Annotated in this window: 9 protein-coding genes; 5 read left to right on the forward strand and 4 right to left on the reverse strand. The window is 62.3% G+C overall.

The genetic code is table 11. The features are described 5' to 3' along the window. The 5 genes from ACLQ62_RS03410 to ACLQ62_RS03430 form a co-directional block, all read left to right on the forward strand. Window positions 1-574 (forward strand): ABC transporter ATP-binding protein (locus ACLQ62_RS03410; RefSeq protein WP_411720261.1); only part of this gene is annotated, 574 nt, incomplete at its 5' end. 35 nt (window positions 575-609) lie between these two features. After that, window positions 610-1587, forward strand: a complete 978-nt coding sequence (locus ACLQ62_RS03415; RefSeq protein WP_411720262.1) for a hypothetical protein — start codon at window positions 610-612, stop codon at window positions 1585-1587. A gap of 37 nt (window positions 1588-1624) precedes the next feature. Further along, on the forward strand, window positions 1625-2842 hold the full coding sequence (locus ACLQ62_RS03420) for an FAD-dependent monooxygenase (RefSeq protein ID WP_411720263.1): 1218 nt from the start codon (window positions 1625-1627) through the stop codon (window positions 2840-2842). Between the two features lie 54 nt (window positions 2843-2896). Beyond that, window positions 2897-3697 carry an SDR family NAD(P)-dependent oxidoreductase gene (locus ACLQ62_RS03425; protein WP_411720264.1) on the forward strand — a complete coding sequence of 267 codons (801 nt, stop codon included), beginning with the start codon at window positions 2897-2899 and terminating at the stop codon, window positions 3695-3697. A 32-nt stretch (window positions 3698-3729) separates the two neighbouring features. Continuing rightward, complete coding sequence (locus ACLQ62_RS03430) at window positions 3730-4572, forward strand: fumarylacetoacetate hydrolase family protein (protein ID WP_411720265.1); 843 nt, start codon at window positions 3730-3732, stop codon at window positions 4570-4572. Window positions 4573-4709: 137 nt separating this feature from the next. On the opposite strand, the gene ACLQ62_RS03435 is transcribed toward ACLQ62_RS03430, so the two are convergent. The 4 genes from ACLQ62_RS03435 to ACLQ62_RS03450 all read right to left on the reverse strand — a co-directional run. After that, window positions 4710-4910: a hypothetical protein gene (locus ACLQ62_RS03435; protein ID WP_411720266.1), complete on the reverse strand. Its 201-nt coding sequence runs from the start codon at window positions 4908-4910 to the stop codon at window positions 4710-4712. Between the two features lie 250 nt (window positions 4911-5160). Then, window positions 5161-5871 carry a sugar ABC transporter substrate-binding protein gene (locus ACLQ62_RS03440; RefSeq protein WP_411720267.1) on the reverse strand — a complete coding sequence of 237 codons (711 nt, stop codon included), beginning with the start codon at window positions 5869-5871 and terminating at the stop codon, window positions 5161-5163. 114 nt (window positions 5872-5985) lie between these two features. Beyond that, window positions 5986-6510, reverse strand: coding sequence for an ABC transporter permease (locus ACLQ62_RS03445; RefSeq protein ID WP_411720268.1), 525 nt, complete (start codon window positions 6508-6510; stop codon window positions 5986-5988). Between the two features lie 17 nt (window positions 6511-6527). Continuing rightward, window positions 6528-6745, reverse strand: a 218-nt coding sequence (locus ACLQ62_RS03450; RefSeq protein ID WP_411720269.1) for an ABC transporter permease subunit, incomplete at its 5' end; no start/stop codon positions are given.

Raw genomic sequence — 6745 nt, forward strand, 5'->3', positions numbered from 1 at the left:
GCGGGTGACAGCGCCACCGTCCACCCTCCGCGAGGTGTTCCAGCACTACAGCCGCTCACTCCTGCCCTGGTTGACGGTGCGTGATAACGTCGAACTGGCGCAGCGCTACCAGAACATATCGCGACAGCAGCGGGAATCGGCAACCGCAGATGCACTCGACTCGGTGGGATTGTCAGGGCATGTCGACAAGAAGCCCTGGCAGCTGTCCGGCGGGATGCAGCAGCGAGTCGCGATAGCGCGTGCCCTTGCATACCAACCCAAACTTCTGCTCATGGACGAGCCCTTCGCATCCGTCGACGCCCAGACTCGCGCTGAACTGGAGGACCTGACACTCCAGTTGTGGTCCGACCGAAAGATGACAATCGCCTTCGTGACGCACGATATCGACGAGTCGATCTATCTCGGAAACCGGATCGTCGTGCTGTCACGCACGCCGACAGTCATCCGACAGACGATCGATGTGGAACTGCCTTGGCCGCGTGACCAGCTGGCCTCCAAAGCCAGGCCTGAGTTCGGCCGGCTTCGGGAAGAGGTCTTCGCCGCTCTCGGACGCTCAGTGACCCCAGTCGGATGAGCTCGACCAACTGCTCGACACTGAGAGAGCAACCGGTGAACAGGCTCCAATTGTCCTTGGCGTGCGGCGAGTACGAGATCCTCCGTGCCCTCGCCGATGGCGACGTGAGGCCGGACGGTATCGATCTGACGGTACTCAACCATGACAAGGAACGCATCTTTCGCCTCGACCGCCGCAATGAGTGCGACGTGGCTGAGTTCAACATCGTGCAGTACCTGAAAGCCCGGGACGCAGGCGAACCCCTCGTCGCGCTGCCCGTGTTCCCTCATCGCAGATTCCGGCACGGGTCGATCTTTGTCAACACCGAGGCCGGGATCACCGGGCCGGACGACCTCCGCGGGAAGGCGATGGGAATCGGCGGATTCGAGCCGGCCGCAGCCGTCTGGATCCGCGGCATCCTGCGAGACCAATACGGTATCGGTCACGACGAGATCGACTGGCAGGACGTCTATGGGCGTCTCGGCCGCCTTCCCGATGGCCAGCGTGAAGCGTTGAAACCGGGGCAGACGGCGACTCGTCAGAGTATCGACGAACTGGTGCTTGACGGCACACTGGCGGGAATCGCATCGGCTTACATCCCTCAGGCATTCGTGAAGGGCGACCCTCGGATCGGACGACTCTTCCCGGACTATGCGGCGGTCGAGCGCGACTACTTCCAAACCTTCGGAATCTTTCCAACGATGCACGTCCTGACCATCAAAAGTGACATCGTCGAAAAGCACCCTTGGGTACCTGCGAGCCTCTTTCAGGCTTTCACCCTGGCGAAAAAGGTCGCTCTCGACCGCCTCCACGATCCTCGCTACCTGCCGCTCGCGTTCCTGCAAAGCGTGCAGGAAGAGCAGGCCCAGTTGCTGGGAGAAGATCCGTGGGCGTACGGGTTGACATCCTCGAACCGTCTGGCCGTTGACGCGGTCAACCGCTATTGCCTCGAACTCGGGCTCATCACAGATCTCCTCAGCCTCGATGATTTGTTCATTGAGACGGATGACTATTCGGGCGCGAAGCTGATCTGATGAAGGACGCTGATCTGATGAAGAGAGAAGAAATTTCATGAGCGAACGAACCGCCTTGATCGTCGGCGGCGGAATTGGCGGGCTCAGTGCCGCATTGGCGCTGCGGCGAGTGGGATATCGCGTGACCGTAATCGAGCAGGCCCGCCAACTCACAGAAGTCGGTGCGGGCATCGGGATGAACCCGAACGCGGTGGGCGCACTCACAGCCCTGGGTTTACATGACCGCTTGCAGGCAACAGTCGTCCAGCCTCGCTGGTCGATCCGCCGTCGGTGGGAGGACGGATCCGAACTGATCCGGGTCGATCTCGAAGCCGCGCGGGAACGCTTCTCCTACCCATTCTGGTTCATGCACCGTGGCGACCTGCAGACTGCACTCGTCGACGCCGCTGTGGACTCCTCGGGCCTCGGCACGCCCGTAGTGATCAAGGTCGGCGTCAGGATGACGGGATTCGACCCCGATCGACGTGTGGTCACGACCGAGGCGTCTGGAGAATTCAGCGCTGACGTCATCATCGGCGCAGACGGGATCGCCTCCCGCACGCGGGCGGAGTTGTTCTACGGTGGCGACCCGGAATACAGCGGCCAAACCATCTATCGATCACAAATCCCGCTTGAGTCGCTGTCCGGTGATGCTGAATTGGAGAAGCTCGCGTCCGGGTCGAACTTTGAGACCTGGCTGGGTCCCGGTGGTCATATCGTGCACTGCACCTTCAGGTCTGGCACTGTGTTCAACTTCACCGGGAGCTTCGACGCACCCGCGATCGGAGGGGGCGTGCGCACGGCTGCCGCGAGCCGTGAGGCCTTGGCGGCGCACATTGAGGGCTGGTATCCGGCGCTTCATCGAATTCTCGACCGCGCTCCGTCGCTGTACCGGTATGACCTGTACCTCATCCCGGCGCTCGAACGCTGGACCGAATCGAACCTTGCGTTGATAGGCGACGCTGCCCACCCGATGATGCCGTACCTCGGCCAAGGCGCAGCGCAGGCCATAGAGGACGCCGAATGCCTGGCCGCTGCACTGGACGGTGTTCCGGTAGAGGGCATCCCCGAAGCCCTGCGTGCGTACGAGTCGGTACGCCGGCCCCGGGCGACGAAGGTACAGAGCGTCTCGCAGGGTAACGGTCGCATCTTCCACCTCCCGGACGGACCCGAACAACGCGAGCGGGATGCCGCGATTGCGCGGGGGGCCAGCGACTGGGACATAACCGCATGGTTGTGGGAGTACCAGTCTCCCGCGACCACGATGGCCCGCTGATCTTTCTCGACCGAATCCGCCGCCACCGAGTGGCATCAACGAAGGAGTATGTACATGACTGGAAGATTTGAAGGGCGACGGGTTGTCGTCGTCGGAAGCGGTTTCGGGATAGACGGTGTCGAAGATATCGGTCGCGCGTCGGCCGTGGCCTTCGCGGCCGAGGGCGCAGAGGTTGCGATCATCCAGGTGAGCCAGGAGTCGGCCGACGAGTGTGTGAACCAAATCACGGATGCAGGGGGCATCGTGCGGTCGTTCGTGAACGATCCACGCGACCTGACCCAGATCCAGCGCATCGCTGACGAGATTGCGGCCGATTGGACCTCGATCGATGTCCTGGTCACGCACCACTTCGCGACGGTGTACGGAGGCATTGACAACACGACTGTCGAAGCCTTCGAAGAGACGGTGCGGGTGAACCTGTCCGGTGCTTTCGTGGCCACGAAGGCTTTCCTCCCTGCGCTGCGGGCGTCGTCGTTCCACGCCGCAATCGTGCACGCAGGATCCATTGACGGAACCCTGGGTAATCCGAACATCCCCGCTTATTCGGCATCGAAGGGTGGCGTACACGCACTCATCCACTGCCTGGCCGGCGAGCTGGCGGCAGAGGGCATCCGGGTCAATGGCATCGCACGGGCCGGATCATCGGCCATGCCGCTCCCCGAAGAAGCATTGCGCGAACTGGACCATGCCACGCCGCTCCGGCCAGTGGGTGACCCGGATGAGTACGCCGCCGCAATTTTGTTCCTTGCTTCAGATGCGGCGAGCTACGTGACGGGTGCCATCCTCCCCGTCGACGGCGGCCGGACCGCCGTAACGCCTGCGGTCTCGCCTCGCTACGCCGGGTATGACTCGTGACCTCCGCCCCCTACGCAGAACGGACCCGCTAGATGCGTCTCGCCAATCTCGACGGACGAGCCGTTATCGTGACGGATGACCAACGTGCAACGGATATCGCCGAAGCGTCCCAAGGCGTGTTCGGCCCGGACCTGCCCTCCATCTACGACAGCTGGGATGCATTTCGCCGCTGGGCGCCGTCGATGCCGTCCTCATTGGGAAAGGAATTTGCGCCGGAAGAGCTCGATGCGGTATCGCCCGAACCGAGGCAGGTCTTCGCGGTCGCAATGAACTACCTGGCACATGCCGCGGAGATCGGGATTCCCACACCGGAGTCTCCGAGCGTGTTCACCAAGTTCCCATCCTGTTTGACGGGCCCGTATGGTGAAGTGCCGATCCCCAGCGACAACTGCGATTTCGAGGTAGAACTGGTCGCGGTCATCGGGCGCACGGCCACAGACGTCGACGAAGCGAATGCATGGTCTTATGTGGCAGGTCTGACAATCGGCCAAGACATTTCGGAGCGGTTCATGCAGACCGCTGGCCCTATGCCCCAGTTCAGTCTTTCGAAGTCGTTCCCCCGCTTTGGCCCCGTTGGTCCTTTTGTCGTGACACCCGACGATTTCGACGACCTCTGCAATATCGAAGTCAGATGCACTCTGAACGGAGAGATAGTCCAATCTGCGACTACGGGCGATCTCATCTTCTCTATCCCTAACCTCATCTCACGTCTGTCGCGGAACGTAACGCTGCATCCGGGCGACCTTATTTTCACGGGCACCCCGGCGGGAGTGGGGGTCGGCCGTACGCCGCAGAAATTCCTCAGGGACGGGGACGAGCTGGTGTCCACGATCCGAGGCATCGGCGAAATGAGACAACGTATCGTCGCGGGATAACGCGCGGAATCGCTGGATTGATCGAAGCCTTTGTACCAAGGGAAATACTTACCGGCATTGACCTCAACACGGCGGCGGTCCGTTGAAGGAGGGAGCCGCTCTCGGCTCCCTCCTCGCTTAGTCAGCGAGTGGCTGGCTCAGTCGTTCCAGAGCTTGCTGAGCTCCGCCTGGTATTCCGGTCCGCCGAACCAGTCGCTGGACTCCCATCCGGCCTGTGAGACATCCAGGTCGGCGATGTTGTCGGCCGTGAAGACGCGCGGCTCGACGGTGTACTTGGCCGCATCAAATGAGATTCCCAACAGCGAACGGGCAGCCAGGTCCACCGCGAGCCACTGCACGCGAACGACATCCCATCCGACTGCCCATTTGAGGGCGCCGCCAGCCTTGATGATCTGCAGGTCCGCGAGCGTTGCGGCAGCGACGGCGGCCTTAAGGTCAGTCCGCCCGGCATCCGTTGCGCCCTGGATTGTAGGTGTTGTCTTGGGGAGAGTTCCGGCTGCAGGTAGGTTGCATCCGGGTTCGAAAGCAGCGCGGCGCTCACCTTTGACGGCAGGTTCTGCAGGTCGCTGGTCTTGGTTTCAACCTCGGTTAGCATGCAGTCGGGGCAGAGCTTTTTGTACTGGGCGGCTGCGCCCTGGTCCCACCAGAATTTGGTCCCATCGTGGTGATGACCTTGACTCCGATGATCGTCGCAGTGCCCTTGGAATCCGCGATGATCGCGCTGGATGCGAGGGTTTGGGCGAACACGTTATCAGCGCCGAAGGAGGTGACGTTCTTCGGGCTTCCGTCGGGCGCCGTCACGTTCACCAGAACGACAGGGATCCCCGTTGCGGCTACCTCGTTGAACCCTTCAATCGCGATCGCGGGGTTGATCGAGTCGATAATCACAGCGGCGAAGCCCTGGGTGAGCACCTGCGTGAAGCAACTGGACAGCGAAGACGGGTTGGCTTGAGCGTCGCACAACTCCGCGCTCATGCCCAGGTCCGCGACCGCGGCCTGCGTTCCCTTGAAGCTCGTTGCGAAATATGGGACCGCGGCGACAGCCGGGATATACATCAACTTCTTTCCCGACAGGGAGCTGGCGTCGCCAAGTGGCTCTGTGGGCCGGAAGGAGTCCACGAGCCCGGTGTACGTGTCCACGAGCGCAGCAGCTTCCGTGACTCCCGTCGGGCTCGCGCCTGACGATGAGGGCTGTGGTGCTGGGTCGACCGTCGTTGCACACGATGCGACGAGAAGAGTCGTCGTGATGACGCCTCCGATCGCGGCCATACGGAACCACGTTGTTCTGTGCTTTGCCATTTCGTACCTTTCTTGGTTGCACCGCCTGATGCAGGGCGACAGTGCGGGATGCGGTCGCCGCGGACGCGGCGGGGTTCTATGGGGTGTGCCGGGATGTTGGCGCGGCGCACCGGTTCAGTCACGTGTTGCGCGCCGTCGGACGAGGGTGGAGAGGGTCACGGCGACGATGAGGGTGGCGCCGTAGAACACGCTGCTGATCCACCCGCTGTATCCAATGATCTGCAGCCCGAGGATGCCCGTGGCGAGGAAGTAGACGGCGACGAGCGTTCCGAATGGATTGAACTCGCCCGGCTGAACGACGGCGGTACCGAGGAAGACCGCTGAAAAGGCCGGGAGCAGGTACGTTCCGGAACTGGACGGATCGAAGCCACCGAGGTTGGCCACGAGGAGCACCCCTCCCAGGCCACAGAGGAGACCGGCAGTCGTGTAGGAGCCGATCCGGATCGCCTGCACGCGAACTCCCGCGAGTCGAGCCACCTCGGGATTAGTGCCGACGAATTTCATGTGGCGTCCAAGCGGCGTGAACGTGAGCACATAGAAGATGATGACGGCGATGACGAGTCCGAAATAGAACGAGATCGGCAGTCCCAGCACCACGGTGTTCGCGATGCGGGCGAACTCGCTTCCGAGCCCGTTCACCGTGTTCAGGTTGGAGATCAGCAGAGCGATCCCGAGGAGCAGGGTCGCCTGCCCAGGGTGATCACGATGGGGTTGATCCTGAGTTTGACGATGACAAGTCCGTTCACCAGCCCGACCAGCGTCGATGACAGCACCGCGATCAGGACGGCGATCGGGATCGGGACACCGTGCAGCACGGTGAGCACGGGGACTACCGTCGCGGCGAGCCCCAGGTTCGACGCGACGGACAGGTCGA

The organism is Mycetocola sp. (assembly GCF_046716805.1).
Classification (GTDB): domain Bacteria; phylum Actinomycetota; class Actinomycetes; order Actinomycetales; family Microbacteriaceae; genus Mycetocola_A.